The sequence below is a fragment of the Rhizobium sp. BK491 genome, assembly GCF_014194925.1.
In the GTDB taxonomy this organism is placed as follows: domain Bacteria; phylum Pseudomonadota; class Alphaproteobacteria; order Rhizobiales; family Rhizobiaceae; genus Rhizobium.
Genome location: NZ_JACIAR010000002.1, coordinates 710007 through 734135 on the forward strand (window position 1 = coordinate 710007; position 24129 = coordinate 734135).

Annotated in this window: 17 protein-coding genes; 11 read left to right on the forward strand and 6 right to left on the reverse strand. The window is 60.3% G+C overall.

Annotated elements, in window-relative coordinates:
* Window positions 1–71: 71 nt before the first annotated feature.
* From FHX05_RS11335 to FHX05_RS11350, 4 genes are all read left to right on the forward strand, one after another.
* Window positions 72–2009, forward strand: a complete 1938-nt coding sequence (locus FHX05_RS11335; RefSeq protein WP_183871702.1) for a DUF2207 domain-containing protein — start codon at window positions 72–74, stop codon at window positions 2007–2009.
* A 79-nt stretch (window positions 2010–2088) separates the two neighbouring features.
* Window positions 2089–2643 (forward strand): DUF559 domain-containing protein, encoded by a 555-nt coding sequence (locus tag FHX05_RS11340; protein WP_246698899.1) that lies wholly within the window; start codon window positions 2089–2091, stop codon window positions 2641–2643.
* 1 nt (window position 2644) lies between these two features.
* Window positions 2645–4759 carry a glycine--tRNA ligase subunit beta gene (gene glyS / locus FHX05_RS11345; protein ID WP_183871704.1) on the forward strand — a complete coding sequence of 705 codons (2115 nt, stop codon included), beginning with the start codon at window positions 2645–2647 and terminating at the stop codon, window positions 4757–4759.
* A 14-nt stretch (window positions 4760–4773) separates the two neighbouring features.
* Window positions 4774–5268 (forward strand): DUF523 domain-containing protein, encoded by a 495-nt coding sequence (locus tag FHX05_RS11350; protein WP_183871706.1) that lies wholly within the window; start codon window positions 4774–4776, stop codon window positions 5266–5268.
* Window positions 5269–5344: 76 nt separating this feature from the next.
* Here the strand turns inward: FHX05_RS11350 and FHX05_RS11355 are convergent, their stop codons facing one another.
* From FHX05_RS11355 to purD, 3 genes are all read right to left on the reverse strand, one after another.
* Window positions 5345–7162: a methyl-accepting chemotaxis protein gene (locus tag FHX05_RS11355; RefSeq protein ID WP_183871708.1), complete on the reverse strand. Its 1818-nt coding sequence runs from the start codon at window positions 7160–7162 to the stop codon at window positions 5345–5347.
* A gap of 363 nt (window positions 7163–7525) precedes the next feature.
* Window positions 7526–7954 carry a plant virulence effector HPE1-like domain-containing protein gene (locus FHX05_RS11360; protein ID WP_183871710.1) on the reverse strand — a complete coding sequence of 143 codons (429 nt, stop codon included), beginning with the start codon at window positions 7952–7954 and terminating at the stop codon, window positions 7526–7528.
* Between the two features lie 112 nt (window positions 7955–8066).
* Window positions 8067–9335, reverse strand: coding sequence for a phosphoribosylamine--glycine ligase (gene purD, locus FHX05_RS11365; RefSeq protein WP_183871712.1), 1269 nt, complete (start codon window positions 9333–9335; stop codon window positions 8067–8069).
* A gap of 245 nt (window positions 9336–9580) precedes the next feature.
* Between purD and FHX05_RS11370 the strand changes: the two genes are divergently transcribed.
* Both FHX05_RS11370 and FHX05_RS11375 read left to right on the forward strand, forming a co-directional pair.
* Window positions 9581–11890 (forward strand): Tex family protein, encoded by a 2310-nt coding sequence (locus tag FHX05_RS11370; RefSeq protein ID WP_183871714.1) that lies wholly within the window; start codon window positions 9581–9583, stop codon window positions 11888–11890.
* A 144-nt stretch (window positions 11891–12034) separates the two neighbouring features.
* Window positions 12035–13294, forward strand: a complete 1260-nt coding sequence (locus FHX05_RS11375; protein ID WP_183871716.1) for a cyclopropane-fatty-acyl-phospholipid synthase family protein — start codon at window positions 12035–12037, stop codon at window positions 13292–13294.
* A 186-nt stretch (window positions 13295–13480) separates the two neighbouring features.
* Here FHX05_RS11375 and FHX05_RS11380 read toward each other — a convergent pair whose 3' ends face one another.
* A complete protein-coding gene (locus FHX05_RS11380; RefSeq protein ID WP_183871718.1) occupies window positions 13481–13915 on the reverse strand; it encodes a hypothetical protein in 435 nt (144 codons plus the stop codon).
* A 296-nt stretch (window positions 13916–14211) separates the two neighbouring features.
* On the opposite strand from FHX05_RS11380, the gene FHX05_RS11385 reads away from it, so the two are divergent.
* Entirely contained in the window at window positions 14212–14997 is a 786-nt protein-coding gene (locus FHX05_RS11385; protein ID WP_310229886.1) for a MipA/OmpV family protein, read from the forward strand.
* Between the two features lie 73 nt (window positions 14998–15070).
* On the forward strand, window positions 15071–16033 hold the full coding sequence (gene ubiA, locus FHX05_RS11390) for a 4-hydroxybenzoate octaprenyltransferase (RefSeq protein ID WP_183872438.1): 963 nt from the start codon (window positions 15071–15073) through the stop codon (window positions 16031–16033).
* 77 nt (window positions 16034–16110) lie between these two features.
* Here the strand turns inward: ubiA and FHX05_RS11395 are convergent, their stop codons facing one another.
* Window positions 16111–16677: a DUF6101 family protein gene (locus FHX05_RS11395; protein WP_015339003.1), complete on the reverse strand. Its 567-nt coding sequence runs from the start codon at window positions 16675–16677 to the stop codon at window positions 16111–16113.
* Window positions 16678–16995: 318 nt separating this feature from the next.
* Between FHX05_RS11395 and FHX05_RS11400 the strand changes: the two genes are divergently transcribed.
* Together FHX05_RS11400 and FHX05_RS11405 are read left to right on the forward strand one after the other, a co-directional pair.
* The gene (locus FHX05_RS11400; protein WP_183871720.1) at window positions 16996–19512 is read left to right on the forward strand and encodes a DUF1217 domain-containing protein; all 2517 of its coding nucleotides are present in this window, start codon (window positions 16996–16998) and stop codon (window positions 19510–19512) included.
* A gap of 219 nt (window positions 19513–19731) precedes the next feature.
* Entirely contained in the window at window positions 19732–22689 is a 2958-nt protein-coding gene (locus FHX05_RS11405; protein ID WP_183871722.1) for a DNA translocase FtsK, read from the forward strand.
* Between the two features lie 78 nt (window positions 22690–22767).
* Here the strand turns inward: FHX05_RS11405 and FHX05_RS11410 are convergent, their stop codons facing one another.
* Complete coding sequence (locus FHX05_RS11410) at window positions 22768–23319, reverse strand: MOSC domain-containing protein (protein WP_183871723.1); 552 nt, start codon at window positions 23317–23319, stop codon at window positions 22768–22770.
* Between the two features lie 72 nt (window positions 23320–23391).
* Between FHX05_RS11410 and phnF the strand changes: the two genes are divergently transcribed.
* The gene (gene phnF, locus FHX05_RS11415; protein WP_183871725.1) at window positions 23392–24126 is read left to right on the forward strand and encodes a phosphonate metabolism transcriptional regulator PhnF; all 735 of its coding nucleotides are present in this window, start codon (window positions 23392–23394) and stop codon (window positions 24124–24126) included.
* The last annotated feature ends 3 nt before the right edge of the window (window positions 24127–24129 follow it).

Below are 24129 nucleotides of genomic sequence, written 5' to 3' on the forward strand. Positions count from 1 at the left end.
CTGAGCGCAGGCATGTTCCTGACGTGAAGCGGCGCCGGCAACGGCGTCGCGGCCATCCTTTGGGGGGAGTGATGACACGGCTTTGCGGGTTCTTCCTGGCTTTGTGCCTGCTGCTTTGTGCAACGGCGGTGACGGCAGCCGAGCTCATCACCAACTTCGATCAAGCGATCGCGCTGCATCGTGACGGCTCCATGCAGGTCGTCGAGACGATCTCCGTCAATGCCGAAGGCCAAAACATCCGCCGCGGCATCTTCCGGGATTTCCCGCTGACAATGACCGATGCCAACGGCCGCGAGATCGAGGTGGATTTCAAGGTCGTCTCCGTCGAGCGCGATGGGCAGCCGGAGGATTGGCATAGCGAGCGCATCAAGGGCGGCGTGCGCATCTACATTGGTAACGCCGACAGAAGTCTCAACCCAGGCCCGCATTCATTCCGCCTTACCTACGATACCAATCGTCAAATGCGCTATTTCGGCGATCATGACGAGCTTTATTGGAACGTGACTGGCAACGGCTGGCTGTTCCTAATCATCAATGCCAAGGCGGCCGTCACCCTGCCGGAGGGCGTACAGCCGCAGCAGCTTGCCTTCTTTACGGGGCCGCTCGGCGCTACCGGCAAGAACGCAAGTGCAAACCAACAGGGCAATATCGTTACTTTTGCGACGACAAGGCCGCTCGCAGCCGGCGAAGGTCTGACGGTTGCCATCAAGCTCGCGAAGGGCGCAATCACACCGCCGAGCGACAGCCAGCAATGGGGCTGGTTCCTTCGGGATCATCTCGATACGATCATTGCCGTCGGCGGGTTGATCCTGTTGTTCGCATATTACCTGCGAAGCTGGATCGCCGTCGGTCGCGATCCTCCGCCGGGTGTCATGGTTCCGCGCTGGGACCCACCCGAAGGCATCTCTCCCGCGCTCGTCAATTATATCGACAATAGGGGCTTTGCCAGCTCCGGCTGGACGGCATTCTCAGCGACGGCGATCGATCTCGCCGTGCGCGGCTATGTCATCTTGGACGACCTGAAGGAAAAGGTCGTTATGCGCCCGACGGGCAAGGCAGGCAGCGATCTCGGTGGCGGCGACAAGGTGATCATGCAAGCCGTCGGGCCATTTTCTCCACTTGTCATCGACAAGGAAAATGGCGAGGCGGTGCAGCGACTCGGTGCGAAGTTCCGCAGCGCGATCGAGCGCAACCATCGCGACGAATATTACAAGGCCAATGCGCTCTATGTTATTGCTGGTATCGCACTGTCGATCCTCATCCTGGCTTCCATTGTCATCTTCGGCCGCCTGCATGAAAATGCCCTGCCGCTCATCATCGTGCCGGGCTTCCTGTCGATTTTCGTAACGCTTTTCGCCAGCTCGATCGGCCGCAGGTTTCGCAGGCATAGTGCCAGCCTCGCCCAGCGCATCATTTCGGTGCTGATTTTTGCCTTCTTCGGCTTCGTCTTCGTCTCGATTGCCGTTAGCGGTTTTGCCGCCGCGGTCGTGCCGTTGTGGGAAGCGGGCCTGTTGCCGCTGGTCGCCGCTATCGTCGGCATTTTCGCGCTCAACGTCGTCTTCTATTTTCTGATGGGTGCGCCGACGCCACTCGGGCGCAAGATGATGGATGGCATCGCCGGCCTCAGGCAATATCTGACGCTCGCCGAGCGCGACCGAATGAACATGCAGGGCGCGCCGCAGATGTCGCCACAGCATTTCGAAAAGCTGCTGCCCTATGCAGTCGCACTCGGTGTCGAAAAGCCGTGGTCCAGCGCCTTTGAAACCTGGCTCGCCACCGCTGCGGGTGGCGCGGCGGCCGCCTACGCACCGCTCTGGTATTCCGGCAATTTCAACCCCGGCAATATCGGCGGAACGATCGGCGACTTCTCGTCCTCCATGGCGTCCACCATCGCTTCAACCATCCCCGCACCCGTCTCCAGCTCGTCCTCCGCTTTCGGCGGTGGGGGAGGCGGCGGTGGCGGTTTCTCCGGCGGGGGTGGCGGCGGTGGTGGCGGCGGCGGATGGTAGTGAACACCTCCCCCTTGGGGGGGGAGGTCGCCGCGCAGCGGCGGGTGGGGGTGATAATTGTTTGGCTGCGGAGTTTGCCATGATCACCCCACCTCGGCACTTTGTGCCGACCCCCCTCAAGGGGAGGGTGTACCTCACGACTCATCAACTTCGCTGTTTCAGCCACACGGAGATTCTTCTGCCCCAAAAGCCCTCCAAGCTCGACCGCTTCAAAATCGCCAACGGCTGGCGTCTGCGCGCCTATGCGACCGATGCGGAAGCCAAGCTCTGGAAACAGCTGTGGCGCATTCCGATTGAGGGCACGCATTTTCGCCGCCAGGTTTCGATCGGGCGCTACTTGGCCGATTTCGCCTGTCATCAGATCGGTCTCATCATCGAGCTCGACGGCAGCCAGCATGCGGAAGAGGCGCCAAGACGTTATGATGCTGAGCGCACGGCCTATCTCGAAAGCCAAGGCTACGATGTCGGCCGATTCTGGAATGCCGAGGTCATAGATGAGGTCGAGGCTGTCCTGGATACGATATTTGCCATTGTGCAGCAGCGGCAAATTTTGCTAGCAGAGGCCGACCGTTTTCACCCCACTCCGGCACGCCGTGCCGACCCTCTCTCTCAAGGGGAGGGTGAGGAACCTTGACATGCCCGATCTCCTTCTCGAACTCCGCTCCGAGGAAATTCCCGCCCGTATGCAGCGCAAGGCTGCCGGCGACCTGAAGAAGCTGGTGACCGATGCCCTGGTCGAAGCGGGTCTTTCCTATGAGGGGGCCAGGGAATATTGGACGCCGCGTCGCCTCACGCTCGATATTCGCGGTCTGACGGCGCGCTCGGCTGATGTGCGCGAGGAGCGCAAGGGTCCGCGCACCAATGCCAACGAGAAGGCGATCGAAGGTTTTCTGCGCGGCGCCGGTCTCTCCTCCATTGCCGAAGCCCAGGTGCAGAGCGACCCGAAGAAGGGCGATTTCTACGTTGCGATCATTTCCAAGCCCGGCCGTGCCGCGGAGGAAATCGTCGCTGCGGTGATGCCCGACATCATAAAAAATTTCCCCTGGCCGAAATCCATGCGCTGGGGCAAGGCCTCGGTGAAGCCCGGCTCGCTGCGTTGGGTGCGCCCGCTGCAGTCGATCGTCTGCACCTTCGGCACCGAACATGAAGAAACCACCGTCATCCCCTTCGAGATCGACGGCATCGTCGCCTCGAACGTGACCTACGGCCATCGCTTCCATGCCCCCGGCCCAATCGTGGTCAAGCGTTTCGAGGATTATGCCTCGAGCCTGGAAAAGGCCTATGTCGTTCTCGATGCCGAACGCCGCAAGGACATCATCCTGCATGATGCCCGCGATGTCGCTTTCGCCAATGGCCTCGAGCTAGTCGAAGATGAAGGTCTGCTGGAGGAAGTCTCCGGCCTTGTCGAGTGGCCGCAGGTACTGATGGGTTCCTTCGAGGAGGATTATCTCTCGATCCCGTCGGAGATCATCCGCCTGACCATCAAGACCAACCAGAAGTGTTTCGTCACGCGGCCATCGGCCGGTGAGACGCTGTCCAACCGCTTCATTCTCGTTGCCAATATCCAGGCGACGGATGGCGGCAAGGAAATCATCCACGGCAACGGCAAGGTCGTGCGTGCCCGTCTGTCCGACGCGCTGCACTTCTGGAAGCGTGACCAGGGCGATCTGCCCGATCTCGAAACGCTGGAAGCCTCCGCTAAAAAGTTCGGCCTCGATCTGAAGAAGCCGCTCGATCAGCGCATGGCGAAGCTCGACGCTCTGAACGTCACCTTCCATGCCAAGCTTGGCAGCCAGGGCGAGCGCGTCGCCCGCATCCGCGCGCTGGCGGCTGACCTCGCCAAGATCACCGGCGCCGATGCCGCTCTGGTCGACCGTGCCGTGGTGCTCGCCAAGGCCGACCTGCGCACCGAAGCCGTCGGCGAATTCCCCGAGCTGCAGGGCGTCATGGGCCGCAAATACGCATCGCTGCAGGGCGAGAACGCCTCGGTCGCGACGGCGATCGAAGATCACTATAAGCCGCAAGGCCCGTCCGACCGCGTCCCCGAGGACAAGGTTGCGATCACAGTCGCGCTTGCCGACAAGCTGGATACGCTCGTCGGCTTCTGGGCGATCGACGAAAAGCCGACGGGCTCGAAGGACCCTTACGCGCTGCGCCGCGCTGCCCTCGGTGTCGTCCGTATTTTGCTGGAGCGGGGCGTGCGCCTGCCGCTGCTTGCGACCACCAAGGATGCCGATCTGCTCGCCTTCTTCCATGATCGCCTCAAGGTCTATCTGCGCGATCTCGGCGCCCGCCATGACCTGATCGATGCCGTGCTGACGCCGGAAGCTGACGATCTGCTGATGGTTGCCCGCCGTGTCGAGGCGCTGACCGCCTTCATCACCTCCGAGGATGGCAAGAACCTGCTCGCCGGCACCAAGCGCGCCACGCAGCTCCTGGCCGCCGAGGAGAAGAAGGGCACCGTCGTTGCCGATGGAGTTTCAGAAGCCTTGCTGAAGCTCGACGCGGAAAAGAATCTCTTCGCCGCCGTCAAGGCCGCCTCCGCCGAAGCTTCCGATGCGATCGCTAAGGAAGACTTCCGCTCGGCCATGGCCGCGCTTTCCAAGCTGCGGGCACCCGTCGACCGCTTCTTCGAAGACGTGCTCGTCAACGACGAAGACGCCGCCATCCGCGCCAATCGCCTGGCGCTGCTGCGGCTAATCCGCGAGGCGACCGGCACTGTCGCCGACTTCTCGAAGATTGCGGGATAAGGCATGGGGGCGCGATGACCGGAAAGATCCTAGTCAGCGCTTGCCTCATGGGCCATGCCGTCCGCTATGACGGACGCTCCAAGCCTCTTGTCCACCCGGCGATCGATCGCTGGCGCGAGGAGGGGCTGTTGGTGACGATCTGTCCGGAAATGTCTGCGGGTATGGCGGTTCCAAGACCGCCTGCCGAGATTGCTGGCGGCGCCACGGGCGCGGACGTGCTTGCCGGCACCGCAAGGGTAATGGAGATCAGCGGCGGTGATGTCACGGCGGAGTTTCGTCAGGCGGCGGAAAATGCGCTGGCGCTCGCAACGGAAACCGGCTGCCGCTATGCCCTCCTGATCGACGGCAGCCCGTCCTGCGGCTCCGGCTTCATCTATGACGGCACGTTTTCCGGTAGTCGGCAGAGTGGCCGAGGCGTCACGGCGGCGCTGCTGCAGCAGGCCGGTATCGAGGTCTATTCCGATCGCGAGATTGAGAAACTGGTCGAACGGTTGAAGACCGCAAACTGAATTAGCGATTAATCTCAGCGCAAAGAAAAACCGCCGGACGCATGCCCGGCGGTTTTGTGTTTCTGCCTTATGTGGCTCAGGCGGCCCGGCGACGATGATCCGCAGCCGGGTGGCCGTCGTTGACACGGAAGCCGCGGATGAGGGCGAGGAGATCTTCCGTGTCGGCGGCGAGTGTCTCGGCAGATGCCGTCGTCTCTTCGGCCATGGCGGCGTTCTGCTGCGTGGCGGCATCGAGCTGGTTCATCGAAGAGGAGATCGAGCGCAGCGTCGTATCCTGCTCGGAGGCGCTGTGGGCGATCTTCGAGACGATTTCGTTGGCTGCCTTGATCTGACCGGAGATGCGCTTCAGCGCTTCGCCTGCCTCACCGACAAGGCGGACACCCTGATCGACCTGGCCGGAAGATCGGGCGATCTGGTCCTTGATCTCCTTGGCGGCTGCGGCGGAGCGCTGGGCAAGTTCACGCACTTCCTGGGCGACGACCGCAAAGCCCTTGCCGGATTCGCCGGCGCGAGCCGCTTCGACGCCGGCATTGAGCGCCAGAAGATTGGTCTGGAAGGCAATCTCGTCGATGACGCCGATGATCTTGCCGATTTCTGCCGAGGACTTCTCGATGCCGCTCATCGCTTCGATCGCCTGGGCAACCACGGCATCGCTGCGCGATGCTTCGGCGCTGACGGCATGAACACGCTTGCTGGCTTCATCGGCGCCTTCCGCGGTCTGGCGGACAGCGACGGTGAGTTCGTCGAGCGCGGCGGAAGTCTCTTCCAGGCTGGCGGCCTGGCGTTCGGTGCGCTGCGACAGTTCGTTGGAGGCGCGGCGGATTTCTTCCTTGCTGAGGCCGATGTCGTTGCCCTTGGCGTTGACGCGGCCCATCGCGGCTTCGAGATGCGACAGCGCCTCGTTGAAGTTGTTGCGAAGGCCGGCATAGCTGGCGCCGAGATCGCCGCAACGCACCGTCAGGTCGCCGCGGGCGAGGTCTTCAAGCGCCCGGCCGATGACCGAGACGACGCGCGCCTGTTCGTGGGCCTCGTCCTGCTGCTGGCGCAGGTTCTGTTCGCGCTCATTGCTGATTTCGAGTTCCTGTGCAGCCTGGCGGTCGGCCAGCACGTGGCGCTCGCGGATCTTTTCCTGCAGCGCCTGGGTCGCTTTCGCCATCAGGCCGATTTCGTTGCGCATCTCGGCATGCGGAATGGCCATCTTCACATCTTCGTCGGCCACGGCCTTCAGTGCGGCATGGACGTCGGTCAGCGGCTTCGTGATGCCGCGGATGAAGTAGAAGGCGGCGCCAATGCCGATCAGGAAGACGATGCCGCAGATCATAAGCGCACGCCACATGGTGGCGTTGATCTGCGCCTCGAGGTCATCCATGTAGACGCCGCAACCCAGGACGATCTGCCAAGGCGCGAAGGCGGCTGAATAGCTGCCCTTGAGGAAGAACTCGCTGTCGGAGCGACCCGGCTTGTTCCAGTAATAGATGGTGCGTCCGCCGCCCTTGATGCCTTTCTCGACCATTTCCTTGCTGAAATGGGTGCCGTTCTTGTCGACCTGCGAAGACATGTCCTTGCCGATATTGACCGGGCTCGGATGAATGCGCTGGATCACATTATAGTCGAAGCCGAAGAGATAGCCTGCCGGCGCGAAGCTCACATGCGACAGGACCTTGAAGGCTTCGGCCTGGGCTGCCTCATGGGTCATCTCGCCGGATTTTTCGCGCTGATAATACTGGTTCAGAACCGAGATGCCGGATTCGACCTGCGTGCGCAGCATGTCGAAGCGGTCGTCGTAAATGGAATCGGCCTGGGACCGGATCTGGAAATAAGTGGCCACTGCGAAGGCGGCCATCAGGACGCCAAGCAGGGCAAATAATTGATGCGAAATCTTGAGATTCTTCATGGTGCCTCCCACAGGGGTGAATACCGGTGCGGTTTCCTACCGCCTGTGCGATCGCCTGAGAGAATCCCAATACGCTTGCCGCCGCTTAAATGACATGCTGCTGTCCGGTGGCAGTAAAATCGCTGTTTATGTCTAAGAAAGCTTTAATTGTAGGGATTTGGTTGTATTTAATTCGGAATTAAACCGGAGATGTGTGCAGGAATTGTAAGTAATACGAAGTTTTACTTGCTTATGCCGTCGAGGAGACTTCGAGATTTCCGGCAATTATTTAGATTTATCGAATATTATGAGGATATATTTATAAGTTTGAATATAGTCGGCATTCCGCAAGCGGCCAAGCGTTACCAAGACGGCTTGCGGGGCTTATTGGCGAAGCTGGAAGCCGGAGATATCGAGCGGCGCGGGTTCGCGAGCGGTGGATGAGTTCGGCAAGGCCGCCGTCCGAGCCGTGATGTCGATGCCGTCGACGGGCTCACCGGCGGCGGCGAGCGCTTCTGGCGTCGGCTTGCTGACGAAGTTAACGGGCGAGCCACCCATCCAGGCTTCGGTGCGGACGACCTTTTTCTGTCCGTCGATGTTGCGCACGACGACGGATTGCGTGCCGGGCTCCAGCGTCGGCACGGTGTATTCTCTTTCTGTGACGGGGGGCTTCAGCGGAGGGCATTCGGCGCAGCTTTTGTTGATAATGCTGCCCCTTCCGCCGATCATCGTGCCATCGATCGGCTGGATCGACGAGGCCATGGCGGAACCGCCGGCCGCTACGCATGCCAAGGTCAGAAAGAAGGAACGCATAACCAGTAACTCCGCCTATAGTGACGGAGACACTAGTGTAGCTTTATTTCCATCTCGTCAGGAGATTAGGTAAAATTTTAATGGACCTGGGCTTGTAGAGCTAGTGTGATGTTTACTTTTCGCGTTCGACTGCACGCCAGCCGATATCGTGGCGATAGAAGCCGTTGTCCCACTTCACCTTGTTAGCCAGCGCATAGGCACGTTCTTTTGCCTCGCCTACAGTCTTGCCCGTTGCAGTGATGTTGAGGACTCGCCCACCCGTCGCAACGAGCGCGCCGTCCTTCAGGCCTGTGCCGGCATGAAACACTTTCTCGCCTTCGCTGTCGGCGGGCAGCGCCGCGATTGGTGTGTTCTTGGCGTAGGAACCGGGATAGCCCTTCGAGGCCATGACGACCGTTAGCGCCGGATCCTCGCTCCATTCGGCCGTCACCTGATCCAGCGTGCCGTTGGCGCAGGCATAGAGCATTGGCAGCAGGTCGCTTTTCAGGCGCATCATCAGCACCTGGCATTCCGGATCGCCGAAGCGGACATTGTATTCGATGAGTTCGGGACCCTTGGCGGTGATCATCAGCCCAGCGAAGAAGACGCCGCTGAAGGCGTGGCCGTTTTCGGCCATGCCGCGCATCGTCGGCTCGATGATTTCCTTCATGGTGCGCTCAACTAATTCGGGCGTCATCACGGGGGCAGGGGAATAGGCGCCCATGCCGCCAGTGTTCGGGCCGGTATCGCCGTCGCCGACGCGTTTGTGGTCCTGTGCGGTCGCAAGTGCCAGCGCATGCTTGCCGTCGCAAAGGCAGAAGAAGCTTGCCTCTTCGCCATCGAGATAGGCTTCGATCACCACCTCCGCGCCGGCCTCGCCGAATGCACCCTCGAAGCAATCGTCGATCGCGGCAAGCGCTTCGTCGATCGTCATCGCGACGGTGACGCCCTTGCCCGCCGCAAGGCCATCCGCCTTGACGACGATCGGCGAGCCTTGAGCGCGGACATAGGCTTTCGCCTTCGGTGCATTGTTGAAGCGTTGATAGGCGCCGGTGGGAATATTGTAGCGGGCGCAGATATCCTTGGTGAAACCCTTGGACCCTTCGAGCTGGGCGGCGGCTGCAGAAGGGCCAAAAACGGCAATATCGGCGGCGCGTAGCGCATCGGCAATGCCGGCGACCAAGGGCGCTTCCGGGCCGACGACGACGAAGTCGATGGCCTTGTCCTTGCAGAAGGCGACAACAGCGTCGTGGTTGTCGATATCGATCGGCGCAAGCGTCGCATGCTCAGCAATGCCGGGATTGCCGGGTGCGGCATAGAATTCCGTCATGAGAGGCGATTGCGCCAGTTTCCAGGCCAGTGCGTGCTCGCGTCCGCCCGATCCGATCAACAGAACTCTCATGGCTTGCCCTTTCGTTGCGTCCTTTTGCGCGGTTAAGCGGGGATGAGCCAAAGGTCAAGCGGCAAATCCTGTGGAGGCAGGGCTGGCAACATTGCCATGCCTTTTTATCCCGTTAAAGCGGAAGCGGCTTCGCCCTCCACGCTATCTCCGCGCCCGGATTGGCGTGTTCCGTGCCGAAACCGCTTCTTATGTCCGCGGGATCATGCTTATGGTCCCCTTTACGATTGTCCAGTTCAGAGAGACACATGTCCGCCGATATCCGTTCCCTTGCTGCAACCATCGCCGCCGAGATCAATGCCCGCCCGGATCAGGCCAAGGCCGCCATCGAGCTCTTGGACGAAGGTGCGACCGTGCCCTTCATCGCCCGCTACCGCAAGGAAGTGACCGGTGGCCTCGACGATACGCAGCTTCGTACTCTGTCGGAACGTCTGGTCTATCTGCGTGAGCTGGAAGCGCGCCGCGCCGCTATCATCGAATCCATCACCGGCCAGGGCAAGATGACCGACGAGCTGATGAGCAAGGTTGCAACCGTCGGCACCAAGGCTGAGCTGGAAGACCTTTATCTGCCCTACAAGCCGAAGCGCCGCACGCGCGCCGAAATTGCGAGGAAACGCGGCCTCGGCCCATTGGCCGACACGATCCTTGCGGATCGCTCCAAAGAGCCCGCGGTTCTCGCCGAAGGCTTTATCACGGCCGATGTGCCCGACGTGAAGACGGCGCTGGAAGGCGCGCGCGATATCATCGCCGAAGGCATTGCCGAAAATGCCGACCTGCTCGGCAAGCTGCGCAATTACATGAAGACCAACGCGACGCTGAAGGCCGCCGTCGTCGACGGCAAGCAGGAAGCGGGCGCCAAGTTCTCGGATTATTTCGCCCATCAGGAACGCTGGGCGACGGCTCCCGGTCATCGCGCGCTTGCCATGCTGCGCGGCTGGAACGAGGAAGTCCTGACACTGAATATCGAAATCGATGCCGAAGCCGTCTCACCCAACAAGTCGGTCGAACGCATGATCACTGCGGCCTATGATATCGGCACCAGCCGACCCGGCGACCGCTGGCTGACGGAGGTCGCAAGCTGGACCTGGCGTGTGAAGCTTTCGATGTCGCTGTCGCTCGACTTGATGCGGGAACTGCGCGAACGTGCCGAAGAAGAAGCGATCCATGTTTTCGCCCGCAATCTGAAGGATCTGCTGCTGGCAGCGCCTGCGGGTTCGCGCGCCACCATGGGTCTCGATCCGGGCATCCGCACCGGCGTCAAGGTCGCCGTGGTCGATGGCACCGGCAAGCTATTGGAAACGACGACCGTCTATCCCTTTCCGCCGAAGAACGATGTGCGCGGTACGCAGGCGACCCTTGCGGCATTGATCCGCAAGCACAAGGTCGAACTGATCGCGATCGGCAACGGCACAGGCAGCCGCGAAACCGAAAAGCTGGTGGCCGACATGCTGGCCGAACTGCCGGCGCCGAAGCCGACCAAGGTCATTGTTTCCGAAGCCGGCGCATCGGTCTATTCCGCGTCGGAAACCGCGGCGCTGGAATTCCCCGGGCTCGACGTCTCGTTGCGCGGCGCCGTCTCCATAGCTCGCCGCCTGCAGGATCCGCTGGCCGAACTGGTGAAGATCGAGCCGAAGTCGATCGGCGTCGGCCAGTACCAGCACGATGTCGACCAGCAGAAGCTGTCGCGCTCGCTGGATGCCGTGGTCGAAGACGCGGTGAACGCCGTCGGTGTCGATCTGAACACGGCGTCTGTGCCGCTGCTTGCCCGCGTCTCCGGTCTCGGGCCTTCTATTGCTGAGGCGATCGTTCGGCATCGTGATGGCGAAGGCGCTTTCGAGACGCGGCGCGATCTCCTGAAGGTCGCCCGTCTCGGCCAGCGCACCTTCGAGCAATGCGCCGGCTTCCTGCGAATTCCCAACGGCAAGGAGCCGCTCGACGCTTCCTCGGTACACCCGGAAGCCTATGGCGTCGCCAAGAAGATCGTAGCCGCCTGCGGCCGTGACCTGCGCACGCTGATGGGCGACACCGCGACGCTGAAGGCGGTCGATCCCCGTCAGTTCATCGACGACAAATTCGGCCTGCCGACCGTGCGCGACATCATCGCCGAACTGGAAAAGCCGGGCCGAGATCCGCGCCCGAGCTTCAAGACCGCGACCTTTGCGGAGGGGGTCAACGAGATCGGTGACCTCAAGCCGGGAATGCTGCTGGAAGGAACTGTCACCAACGTCGCCGCCTTCGGCGCCTTCGTCGATATTGGCGTCCATCAGGACGGTTTGGTGCATGTCTCGCAGCTGGCGGATCGCTTTATCAAGGATCCTCATGAGGTCGTGAAGGCCGGCGACGTCGTTAAGGTCAGGGTCGTGGAAGTCGACGCGAAGCGTAAGCGAATCGGCCTCTCCATGCGCAAAGATGGCAGCACTGTGGCAGCCCCGTCCGGGCGGGACACACGCGAACAGGGTGGTCCGCGCAGCGCTGGCGTTAAGGGAAATACCCCTCCGAAGGCCGAACAACAGGGTAGTTTTGGAGCAGCGTTGGCGGACGCACTCAAACGAAAATAATGGCTTAGCGGAACTTCGTGCAAGAATGTCACACTCTGGCAGCGTTGTTGTCAGAGTGCCAATGACTGTGGAAAGGTGCGCTTGCCACAATGCTGTGAGGCGTTAAAGTTGCCTTAATGTCATGTCATAACATTCGGGGCGTCCATGGCGTCGACACTCTTTTCTCTCGTCAAGAAAATCATCCGTAAAGGTTCACTCAGGCTTACGCTCGCATCCGGCGAGACCCATATGGTCGGCGACGGAACCGGAGAGACGGTGGCCGTCCGTTTTGCCGATCAGCAGGCTGAAGATGCGGTTGCCCGCGATCCGACGCTCAAGCTCGGCGAAATGTATATGGAGGGCCGCTTCATCCTCGAGCAGGGGGACATCTACGAGTTCCTGTCGCTGGTGAAGCAGAATACCACCAATGAGATCTTCGATTTCCGCATGGCGGCGCTGCTGCTCGGCCGCATAGCCTGGCAGCAGATCAAGAGCCGCTCGCCAATCAATCGCAACAAGCACAATGTTGCCCATCACTATGATCTGTCGGCGAAGCTCTTCGATCTCTTCCTCGATGAGGACTGGCAATATTCCTGCGCCTATTTCAATCCGCCGGGCATCAGCCTCTTCGAAGCGCAGGCCGCCAAGAAGCGCCATATCGCCGCCAAGCTGCTGGTCGAGCCTGGCCAGAAGGTATTGGAGATCGGCTCGGGCTGGGGCGGCATGGCCATGTATCTTGCCGAAGCCTATCCAGGCCTCGACGTGACCGGTATCACGTTGAGCGAAGAGCAGCTCAAGGTATCGCGCGAACGGGCAGCCAAGCGCGGCCTCTCCGATCGCGTGCGCTTCGAGCTGCAGGACTATCGCTACCTGACGGGCAAGACGTTCGACCGCATCGTCTCGGTCGGTATGTTCGAACATGTCGGCATCGGCGACTACGGCAAGTTCTTCCGTAAGGTTTCGGAGCTGTTGGATGACAACGGCGTCATGCTGCTGCACTCCATCGCCCGCCCGAAGCCGAGCTTTGCCACCAACGCCTTCATCGAAAAGTATATTTTCCCCGGCGGCTACATCCCCTCGATCGGCGAGACCACGCCGCCGCTGGAAAAGGCAGGTTTGCTCACCAGGGACGTCGAAACCCTGCCGATGCACTACGCCTATACGCTGAGGCATTGGCGCAACCGCTTCGTGGCGCGCAAGGCTGATGCCGTCGCTCTCTACGATGAGAAGTTCTTCCGCATGTGGGAGTTCTATCTGGCCGGTTCCGAAATGGGCTTCCGCTGGGACGAACTGTTCATTATGCAGCTCCAGATCACCAAGAACCAGTTCGCCGTGCCGGATAATCGCAATTACATCGCGGAGCGCGAGGCGAAACTGAAGGAATTCGAGGCAGGGCGCACGCCTTTGGAGAAGGTGACGTTCTGAGCCTAGAGCAATTCCAGGAAAAGTGCGCAGCAGTTTTCCGTCCGGAATTGCGTGAAAAAAGGAAATAGAGCGGTTCAGGGATTCCGCGAAAAGCTGAACCGCTCTAATGCCGCCGTTTGATAGGGCCGGACAGTGGAAAGCCACGGTCCGGCCTTTCTATTTCATGCCCGCACGTCGCTGCGGCCGCTATCTGCCAACATGGACGGTAAAGGTGCCGTCTTGCACCGTACCATCGGTATTCAGCCCCGTAAGACGCAGGGTGAACTGATCGGTGCCTGCAAAACCAGGGTTTGGCGTGTAGTAGACGATGTTGCCTTGGACCGTCTTGCCCGAGCATAGGTAGGCAGTACTGTCTTTCGAAAACTTCGCTGTGACCGGCCCGTGCTCGACGTCAACCTTGCCGTGGGCAGGCTGCTTGATGACGCCCATATAGGGAAATCCTGCAAAGGTGCAGTCCTGCTTCACAAGCGAAGCAGTGGTCACCTTCGTCTTTTTGCCAGGCGCCGCTCTTCCCGAAAACTGGCTTTGCTTTGCTCCGCCGATCGGAGTGCCGACGCAGCTGGAAAGCGCCATGCCGGCAGTCAGGATCAGACCTAGGGAGATCAGGGATATGCTCTTCATTCGTTTCTCATCTTTTGAAATGGGGGGCTATGAGATGGCGGGCATTTGGCCATCGCGACCATTACCCGCGATTGAGTATCTATACAGAAATTAAATCAACGCGATAGGCTGCCACATGTCGAGCGGGGGGCCGGATTGGGGCAACCGGAATTTGATGTTCTGATCGAATTCGGCGTGTTGTGGTTAAGGGAGCGGTAACGCGATCCGCATAATTTGCAGCAACTCTTGGGTCGGACGGCCCTTTGTATTGCGTATCATGGAGTTTCGTTGTGTTTGCAAAGTTAAGGTTCCTTTTCATTGGCGGCCTCTCCGCTGTCGCTTATGCCGGCGCTGCCGAGGCGGGAGATGGCCAGCATTTGTGGTCGGGTGACTGGTACTTAAGCGTAGGTGCGGCCGGTTTCTCCGCGCCGAAGTTCGAAGGCGGCAAGCACAACAAGCTGCAATGGTCGCCGCTTGTGTCCATCGGCCGGCAAGGCCCAGGCCCGCGCTTTTCCTCGCGTAACGACAATCCGTCCTTTGCCCTGATCGAAAGCGATGCGTTTCGCATCGGCATCGTCGGCAAGTTCGTGCCGAGCCGCGACAGCAGCGATGGCCGCGAGCTGAGGGGATTGAAGAAGGTCAAGTGGGGTGTGGAAGCCGGCGGTTTTGCCGAAGCCTATCCCACGGATTGGCTGCGCGCTCGCGTCGAAGTTCGCCAGGGTATTCGTGCCCATAGCGGCATCGTCGCCGATGCCGCGGTCGATGCCTTTACCGACATCACGCCGGAGCTGCGCGCCTCCGCAGGTCCACGCGTGACACTCGCCAGCAGCGATTATTTCGACACCTATTACGGCGTCAATGCGCGCCAATCGGCTGCCTCCGGCCTCAGCGGCTACAAGCCCGGCGGCGGTGTCAAATCCGTCGGCTTCGGCGGCGCACTGACCTGGAAGGCCTCGCAGAACTGGACCACCAGCACCTTCCTCGAATATACCCGGCTCACTGGTCCCGCCGCCGACAGCAGCCTCGTGCGCGAGCGCGGCGACCGCAACCAGCTGCTGATCGGCGTTTCCGCCAGCTACAAGTTCAATTTCACCATGAACTGAGCAACGGGCGAGGTCATGTTTCGTTATGGCTCGCCGCTTGACCTCCGGTGCCGGATGTCACTACTACTCGCCTATGCAAAAGACAGGCGACATCAACGGGCGCGTCGCTGACGCGCCATCCGGCAACTGGGTCTACCGCGTTCTGCCCCCGACGCTATGGCCTTATGCTCAGCTTGCACGCTGGGATAGGCCGATCGGCTGGCAGCTGCTGATGTGGCCATGCTTCTGGTCCGTGGCGCTTGCGGCCAATGCCTCCGTCGCCTCGGGGCAGGGCTCTCCCGGATTCGTGGTGATCTATCACCTCTTCCTCTATTTCGTCGGCGCCGTCGCAATGCGTGGCGCCGGCTGTGCGTATAATGACCTCGTCGACCACGAGATCGACATGTCAGTGGCGCGCACGCGCTCGCGCCCGCTGCCATCGGGCCGCGTCACGCGCCTGCAGGCCAAGGTATTCATCGCATTGCAGGCTCTGATAGGCCTGCTGGTGCTGCTGCAGTTCAACTGGTTTGCCGTCGTGCTCGGTGTCCTGTCGCTCGGCATCGTCGCGCTCTATCCCTTTGCCAAGCGCTTCACGGACTGGCCGCAATTCTTCCTCGGCCTTGCCTTTTCTTGGGGCGCCCTGATGGGCTGGGCAGGTCTCTTCGGCGGCCTGTCCTTTGCCTCGATCGTGCTCTATCTCGCAGCCATTCTCTGGACCATCGGCTACGACACGATCTACGCGCATCAGGACAAGGAGGATGACGAGCTGATTGGTGTGCGCTCGACCGCCCGGCTTTTCGGCGATCAGACGCGCCTTTGGCTGGTCGGGCTCTATGGAGTGACGTTGCTCCTGATGCTGCTGTCCTTTGCGCTCGTGGGTACAAGCTGGCTGGCCTATCTCGGTCTGATCGTCGCCGGCGGCATGTTCGCCTATCAGATCGCCGTGCTCGACATCAACGACGGTGCCCAATGCCTTGCGCTATTCAAATCTAATAACCGCGTCGGCTTGATCATTTTCGCCGGGCTCTTCCTGTCGTTCCTGCTTCTTGCTCCCTGAAAACTCAAAGATTTCGGCCGCGGGATTGGTTCCCACGGCCGGTTTCCGGCGATATTCGGTTTTCGAGCCTTATCGGCTTAATGTCTGGCGATGATCTCGCGGCCCTGGATCTTCATCTTGATGCCAAGCTTGCCCGTCGTGCGGCGCACGAGGAAGCGGGGACGGCGGTTTGCGAAGTAGGAATGGCGGCGACGCGGCTGGCTGTCCTGCGAGCGGACGCCGCCGAGATGTTCTTCCAGCGGACGGGCAACGCCGTCGGCTTCGATCATCAGCATCGGAATACGGAAGGCTTCCGACCAGGAGCGCCAGTCGGCGGCGATATCGCTCAAGTCATGAGCGACGAGAAGGGGGATGCAGAGATCCGGATCGGAGTGATGCAGTTCCAGCGTGACGGTAACTTCGCCATCGCCATGGTCGATGGCGCGGGCTGCAACACCCTTGAATGCACGCTTGGGCAAGGCGACGGACAGCGGCAGACCGCTGGACGGCAGGATCTTGCGCAGCACGGCGCCGCGCTCATCGATCGTAATGGTGACGTCACCCTCGGCACCTCGCATGGCATAGCTGACCTGTTGCGGGAAGCGCGCCGGATCAAGCCGCAGTGTGGTTCCAGCCCAGTCGGGCTTCAGGACGGTATTAGTCATCGATTTCTCTACCCTTGCTTTACCTGAGAGCCGGTTGTTCCGGTCTTCTCTCGGAGAACTTTTGTCCTCTCGTTGTTGGGCAGATTAGGCGCCGTCCCTTCCAGACAGCTTAAAAATCGAGGTTAAGAAAACTTTGCGTCCTCAAATGGTTAGCAAAGTTGAATGCATCAGGGTTTCCATAAGGTGAATACAGGGCAGGGTGGTGCATCAATATAGTGCACGCATTGGATGAGTGCCTGTAAGTCTCAGGTAAGGTTTATATGAAATAATGTCAGCTAGATTCGCCGCTTTTATTAGAGATCTATTGGGATTCTGCTGATGATTTCCACTTATCTTGGTTATACGATCGCAACCAGAGATATGACGACGTCGCTCAATCAGGTGGCGCAGCAGTCGCAAAACAAGCGTTCGATCGACTATTACAATGCCAACATCGGCAAAGTAAAAGACGTCGACAGCTTCCTGAATGACTATCAGTTATACAGTTATGCGATGGAAGCCTACGGGCTTTCCGACATGACCTATGCCAAGGCCTTTATGAAACAGGTCTTGACCAGCGACCTCAGCGACTCCAGCAGTTTCGCCAATAAGCTCACCGATCCGCGCTATAAGGAATTCGCTGCGGCGTTCAATTTCGGCACGAGCGCGACGGGCACGTCGAATACGGCACAAACCAGCACGCAGGAAGACGACCTCATCGGGCTTTACCAACAGTCGTTTACGAATGAGGAGACGTCGGCGGCGACCGAAACGAGCTATTACAGCCAGAACATCAGCTCGGTAAAGACGGTCGATGATCTCCTAGGCAATACCCGCCTGCGCAATTACGTGCTGCAGGCCTACGGCGTCGATCCGACCTATGTATCGAATTCGGCTCTGAAGCAGATGCTGACGAGCGATCCCAGCGATCCGAACAGCTACGTCAATCAGAACGGCAGCGCCGCCGACAAGGCTCTGGTGGCGGAATTCAATTTCAATGCCGACGGCACGGTCAAGACATCGACGCCGGACGGCGACACGGCCTATTACCAGGCCAATATCGGCAACATCACGTCGGTCGACCAGCTGACGTCCAATCCGCAACTGTTCCAATACGTCAAGACGGCTTTCAATATCCCGTCCTACATCACCGCCGATCAGTTCAATGCATCGGCCAAGGATGCCGCTACCGCGAGTTCGAACGGGCTGACCGCCGTCATGGCCGAGTTCAATTTCCAGAGCGATGGCACCGTCGCATCCGGCTCGCAGGTGCAGACGTCAGGCCAGATAAGCGCCACCACGGCCGGCTATACCGCGAACTACCCGGGTGGGCCGCAGACGCTCAGCCAGCAGGCCGATGTGATGAGCGCCTATAATTTCACCGTGCCCTCGTTCGTTACGAGCGTCGGCGCGGCCGATAACGATCTCTATTACAAGAATCATATCGGCTCCATTACGTCGGTCGACCAGCTGACATCGGACACGCGTCTCTTCGATTACGTCAAGACGGCTTACGGCATCGATCCGACGACGCCCGCCGCCGTCTTCAAGAATGCCTTCGCCGATCCGACGACCGCCGCCATCTTCGGTCTGACCGACGCTGTCTCCCAGTTCAATTTCCAGTCGGACGGGACGCTAGCTTCCGGCCAGACGGCGCAGTCCCAAAGCGAGATCGACGCGGCCTCCAAGGCCTATATGAGCAACTACCAGTCGTCGCAGTCGAACCTGAATACGGATGCGGTCAACAACTATAAAAACCGCATCGCTGACGTGAAGACCATCAAGGATTTCTTTGCGAGCAACACCTCCGACAGCAGCGCCGCCAATGACAGCGCGCCGGAGCTCTATCAGATGGCGCTGCGCGCCTACGGTATCGGCGAGAACGAAGTCACAAAGTCACAGCTGACCAGGATCCTCGAAAGCGATCCCTATGATCCGAAGAGCTACGTCAACTCGCTGAAGGATTCCCGGTTCACGGCCCTTGCCAAGGCCTTCAATTTCGACAGCAAGGGCAATCTGAAAGCGCCGGTGCAGGCTCTGTCGCAGACACAGATCAACAGCTATATCTCGCAATATTCCCGCCACAGCACGGCGGGGCTGTCGGGTGCCGAACTGACCAAGGCCAACAACGACGCCAAGACAGCCGCTACTTATTTCGCCACCAACATCGTCAAGGTGACCAGCGTCACGGATCTGCTCGCCGACAGCAAACTTACGAATTTCATCCTGACGGCTAACGGTATCGATCCGAAGACGGTCGATACGGCGACGCTGAAGAAAGCTTTTGCCTCCGATCCATCCGATGCGAAGAGCTTCATCAACACGGCTGACGGTGCAAAGTTCAAGAGTATCGTCGAGGCGTTCAATTTCGGCACCGACGGAAACCTGACCGACAGCAAGCTCGGCACGGCGCAAAACCAGGGCGCGCTTTCAGCGACCAATGATCTCTTCCTGCATCAGACGCTGGAAGATCAGCAAGGTGACAGCAATCCCGGCGTGCGCCTGGCGCTTTATTTCCAGCGCAAGGCGCCTGATATCAATTCGATCTACGACATCATGGGTGATGCCGCCCTTTATGAGGTCGTTACGACCACCTTCAATCTGCCGAGCTCGATCTCCAACATGGACGTCGATACCCAGGCCAAGATGCTCGGCAATTTCATCAATGTGAGCGACCTGCACGATCCCGACAAGCTCAATCGGCTGCTGCAGCGATTCTCGGCCATGTACGACCTGCAGAACAATACGACCTCCTCGGCATCCCCTGCGCTTTCGATTCTGACGAGTTCCTCCCCGGGCGTGGGTATCAGTGCCGACACGCTGCTTTCCATCGCGCAGCTGTCCTCATCGCGCTAACGGGTCCGACAAAAAATTTAACCTGTCTCATTGCCGCACTTCCGTGCGGCTGAGCTGCGTCATGCCCTTGTTTCCACAGAGATTTCGAGAATATTCGGACATGTTTTCCGGGTGCGGAATGGCTGCTTTCCACAAGCGCAGGAAGGAACTTATTAACCATCCTTGCCCTATTCGATTTGAGAAGCCAACGGCAATATCAATGACTGGGTTGCAGGTCTCATGCGTCTTTCCCGAACGACACTTTCCAATGCCTCGCAAGGCGTCCAGCCGGAGGGCGATCTCGACCCGGAGCAGGCGGCCGAAGAGGCGCGCCGCGCCGAGCAGATTGCCGCTCGCCGCGCGTTTCTGGAAGAGAAGATCCGCAACGCCCGCGAAGCCAAGCGCAAGGCTGAAGAGCAGCGTCACGCCGAGGAAAAGCGCCTTGCCGAAGAGGTGAGGAAGCGCACCGCCGCAGCTCCGCCGCCTGTTGTGGAGGCATTGCAGGCTGCTGCGGTTGCGAGCGAGCAGGAAATGCCGGTTCTGCCGCAGGGAATCTCCGCGGAAGATCTCGCGTCTCCCGGCTGGCAGAATGCCTTCCTGATGGGGCCGAACGTGCGCTTCACCCGCACCCGTGAAAATGAAATTATCAGCCGCCGTCCGCCTGTCGAGCCTAAGGCTGAGATCCGGCCGCAGGCTTCCGCGCACGCCGCGATGCGGGTCATGGAGCCGCCCGCCGTCGAGGCTCCGATCGCCGTCGTCATTCAGCAGCCGATGCAATCATCAGAGTTCCATCTGCCAGCGCTCGAAGACATGCCGCTGGTGGTGGAAGGCTATATTCCGACAGTAATTCAGAATTCCCCGGCAACCGAGCCGGACGCATTGGAGATGACCGTTATCGCTACCGCATTCTCGAAAGCTCCCGCGATCGCGCTGGATGCTTCCCCTGTTCAGTCAAGTGTTCCCGAGTCCCGAGCCGCGCCTGTGGTCGAGTCGCGTCTTGTCCATCTTTCCGATTTTGCATTCTGGGATGCGATGCCGTTCGATGGCGAATTCGTCTCTGCCCTCAAGGGCGAGCCGAAGCAGCCGGCGACGCCCAAGCCGGAAGTCGATGCCGAATCGATCATCGCCAAGTTCCGCGTCGTCGAGTGCCGCCGCCCGGCTGCCGCCGTCGAGCCGCAGCCCGTTGTCGTGCAGCCTCCGGCAGTCGAGATCGCAGCTCACGTCGAAACCGCTTGCAGACCGTCAGTGGTAGATATCAGCACGCCGGCCATGGACGAGCTTGCCGCGCTTGAGGCTGCCGTTCTGGCCCCCGTCGTCGAGGCGGCCCCCGTTATCGTTGAAGCACCTGCTGCCGAGCCGCAGACTGTGGTGGCGCCAGCCGAAACATTCGTGCCGCCCGCTTTCGTAACCGCCGTCTATGGTGCAGACGCCGAAACCCGGCCCGCGCCTGTCATGGTCGTGGCGCCGATGCCGACGAAGGTCGCCGCGCCGGCTGTTGCCCAACCGGTCGCCAAGGCTGCGCCGACGATCCCCGCAGTCGAAGCCGCCGCTCAGCGTTTGATCGACGCACCGCCATCGCGGATCTCGCCGCGCCGGCCCGCATCGCTGACGCCGCCCGAATGGCGGCCGATCGCCCGCTCCGCTGACGGCGAATACGAGCTGCCGCCGCGCGAACTGCTACAGGAGCCCACCGTTCGTTCCGGCGTGATCATGACGCAGGAAACGCTGGAGCAGAATGCCGGCCTTCTGGAAAGCGTCCTCGAGGATTTCGGCGTCAAGGGCGAGATCATCCATGTCCGGCCCGGCCCGGTTGTCACGCTCTATGAGTTCGAGCCGGCACCCGGCGTCAAATCCTCCCGCGTCATCAACTTGGCAGACGATATCGCCCGTTCGATGTCGGCCCTCTCGGCCCGCGTCGCCGTCGTACCCGGGCGCAACGTCATCGGCATCGAACTGCCGAACGTCAACCGCGAGACTGTCTATTTCCGCGAAATGATTGATTCGCCCGATTTCGAGAAGAGCGGCTACAAGCTGGCGCTCGGCCTCGGCAAGACAATCGGCGGCGAGCCGGTCATTGCTGAACTCGCGAAGATGCCGCATCTGCTCGTCGCTGGTACGACCGGTTCGGGCAAGTCGGTCGCGATCAATACCATGATCCTGTCGTTGCTCTATCGCATGACGCCAGAACAGTGCCGCCTGATCATGGTCGATCCGAAGATGCTGGAACTCTCTGTCTATGACGGTATCCCGCACCTGCTGACTCCTGTCGTCACCGATCCGAAGAAGGCCGTTATGGCGCTGAAATGGGCGGTGCGCGAAATGGAGGATCGCTACAAGAAGATGTCGCGCCTCGGCGTTCGCAACATCGACGGCTATAACAGCCGCGTTGCCTCCGCCAAGGAAAAGGGCGAGACGATCCATGTCATGGTCCAGACCGGCTTCGACAAGGGCACGGGTGCCCCGATCGAAGAGCAACAGGAAATGGATCTGACGCCGATGCCCTATATCGTCGTCATCGTCGACGAGATGGCCGATCTGATGATGGTCGCCGGCAAGGAGATCGAAGGTGCGATCCAGCGTCTGGCACAGATGGCGCGTGCCGCCGGCATCCACCTGATCATGGCGACGCAGCGTCCCTCGGTCGATGTCATCACCGGCACGATCAAGGCGAACTTCCCGACCCGCATCTCCTTCCAGGTGACTTCGAAGATCGACAGCCGCACCATTCTCGGCGAGCAGGGGGCGGAACAGCTGCTCGGCCAGGGCGACATGCTGCATATGGCCGGTGGCGGCCGCATCTCCCGCGTTCACGGCCCCTTCGTTTCGGACGAGGAAGTCGAGAAGGTCGTAGCGCACCTGAAGCTGCAGGGCCGTCCGGAATATCTCGATACGGTCACCGCCGACGAGGACGAAGAAGACGAGGAAGAAGATACGGCCGTTTTCGACAAGGGCGCGATTGCCTCGGAAGACGGCGACGATCTCTACGAACAGGCGATCAAGGTAGTCATGCGCGACAAGAAGTGCTCGACCTCCTATATCCAGCGCCGCCTCGGCATCGGCTACAACCGCGCTGCCTCGCTCGTCGAGCGCATGGAAAAGGACGGCCTGGTCGGCCCCGCCAACCATGTCGGCAAGCGCGAGATCATCTCCGGTAACCGCAATGGCGGTGGCAATTCGGGTCAGGACGATTTCGATTGATCGGGCGCGCCGCAAAGCCGGCGCGACATGGGAACCAGGGTATGAGGCGGCTTTCCAACGGAGGCCGCTTCTTTTTTATCAAACACGCTCAAGCTTGACATGCGGCAGCGGCGGCAACTCGACGTGAATGGCGTCATCTCGCTGTATGCGGCCGCCCTGCACGACAATGCTCATGATGCCCGCCTTGCGGACCAACTCGCCATCGGCATCCTTGTCGAGCACTGCATACAGCAGGCCCTTCTGAAAATTATCGATCTGCTTGCAGGGATTGCGCAAGCCCGTCACCTCGACGATCGCTTCAGCGCCGATATGCAGGCGTGTGCCTTGCGGCAGCGAAAGCAGGTCTATCCCTCGGGTCGCGATATTCTCGCCCATATCGCCCGGAGAAACGGAAAATCCCTTTTCGACAAGCTCGTCGAACAGCTCTTCATGGATGATGTGCACCTGACGCAGATTGGGCTGGGTCGGATCGACCGCGACGCGCGAGCGATGCTTCACCGTCACCCCCATATGCGCATCGCCTTCGACGCCAAGCCCAGTCAGTAGTTGAATATGATCCTTGGCCTGCTTGCTGAACCCGTGCACGCCGCTGCTGCTGACCGTTGTCACATATATGCGCTTGTCGCCCATGCCGAACCCTTCCATAAACGATCTGGATCTTTATAAATTGGTATATACCAATTTCAAGGTGACAGATTTGTGATGGAAGAGAAAAATCGAAAGTCCGAAGGTGTAAAAACTGCTGGAGGCTGGGCGACTGTCGCCGCGGAGCTGCGAAACGCCATCGATGCGGGCAGACATGCGCCTGGCAGCCGCCTGCCGAGCGAGCGGGCCTTGTCCGAACAATTCGGCGTTTCCAGGGTGACGATGCGGCGCGCGATTGCGCAGCTTGAAGGGGAGGGCTTGCTACGGATTGCGCGCGGAAGCGGCGCCTATGTCCGCGCCGACATGCCCGTTCGCTTCAAACTCGGCAATAAGGTGCGGTTCAGCAAGAATTTGACCGCAACGGACGCAAACCTCACGCGCAAGATTTTCTCGGCGAAGGAGGTTCCGGCAGCCGCCGATATCGCCGCGAGGCTGAATTTGCAGCCGGGCGAGACGGTGCTGGAAATGTGTGTGGTCGCCTATGCCGATGCGCTTCCCGTCTCGGTCGTCATGCGCAGCTGCTCGGCTGAGCGTTTTCCCGGCCTGACGGAGAAGTTCGCCGCAACGAGCTCATTCACAGCGGCGTTCACGGAGTATGGCGTGGCCGACTATTGGCGCCGCTCCACTGACATCACGGCGCGCATGCCGACGGAGACCGAAGCGCGCCTGCTACAGCAATCGCGGCTGACGCCGGTGCTTGCCTATGCTGGCGAGGACATCGATGCCGATGGTGCGGTCATTTCCTGCCAGATCGGCTGCTTCGCTTCCGAGCGGGTCGTCGTCACGGTCTAAACC